Consider the following 1171-nt stretch of genomic DNA (forward strand, 5'->3'; position numbering starts at 1 on the left):
GCGCGGGGCGCCGCCAGAGGGGCGCGGGTGAGTGAGGTAACCGAGGTTCAGCGCACTGGCGCCGTGGTCGCTGCGCAGGGCGATGCTGATTTCGCTGGTGGTGTCGTCGATGCGCAGTTCGTTGCCGCGGCTGCCCTTGTATTCCTTGCTCTTGATCGTGGCCAGGGTCTTGAGATCGGGCAGCTTGTAGTGCGGCATGTTCACGCCGTGGTACAGGCAGCCGGTCACCAGCGGCTGGTCGGGGTCGCCTTCGAGGAAGCTGACCAGTACCTCCATGCCGATGCGCGGCAGTTGCAGCCCGGCGATGCCCTGCCCGGCCCAACTGCTGGCCACGCGCATCCACACGCTGGACTTGTCGTCGGCCTGGCCTTCGCGGTCCCAGAAGAACTGCACCTTGATGCGGCCGTACTCGTCGCAGTAGATCTCTTCGCCGGCCGGGCCGCTGACCACGGCGCGCTGGGTGCCGAGCACCTTGGGCTTGGGATGCAGCAGCGGCGGGCGGAACGGTTGCTGCCACGGGGTCACCACGAAGAAGTTGCGGTAGCCCTGCTGGAAACCGTCGTACTTGGCATCGACGTCGCTGGTGATGGCTTCTTCCAGTACCTGCGGCTGGCGGCCCTGGTGGCGCACGTCGGTGAGGAGCCACAGGTCGTTCCACTGGGCGTTGGGGTGGCTGGCCAGGGTCAGGAAGTGCCCGCTGGCGAGCAGCGGCTGGTCGCTGTCGCCGCTGGCCTGCTGGTAGTCGCTGCGGTGGCGTTCCAGGGCGCGGTTGGCCAGGTGCTTGCCCCGTGGGCGGTCGAGGAAGCGGCCGGGATAGTCGTAGTCTTCCAGGGCCGGTTCGTCGAGGCTGTCGGCGGCGCCTTCGAGCTGGATCAGCGGCTTCTTGAAGTCGTAATCGCGGCGGGTGACGCTGCTGGTGCGGGTTTCCACGCGCAGGCCGAAGCGCTTGATCATCGGCGTGTCGGCGACCAGCCCGGCATCCTGCTGGTAGGCCACCGGGGCCAGCTTGGGGAACACGGTCTGGTCGTCGCCGAACACCAGTTGGTGGCCGTCGGCGCGGTGGCGGAAGTGGTAGTGGATGCCTTCTTCTTCACACAACCGCTGGATGAACTGCAGGTTGGACTCGTCGTACTGCACGCAGTACTCGCGCTCGGGGTACGTCGCGCCCAGT

At 67.2% G+C, this 1171-nt stretch carries 1 protein-coding gene; it reads right to left on the reverse strand.

Features of this window, described 5'->3' with window-relative positions; translation table 11 throughout:
* Nucleotides 1–1171: type VI secretion system tip protein TssI/VgrG (gene tssI / locus ACQ4N9_RS26465; protein ID WP_430934107.1), on the reverse strand; the 1171-nt coding region annotated here is incomplete at both ends.

The sequence above is a fragment of the Pseudomonas sp. ES1 genome (genome assembly GCF_050586605.1).
Lineage (GTDB): Bacteria > Pseudomonadota > Gammaproteobacteria > Pseudomonadales > Pseudomonadaceae > Aquipseudomonas > Aquipseudomonas sichuanensis.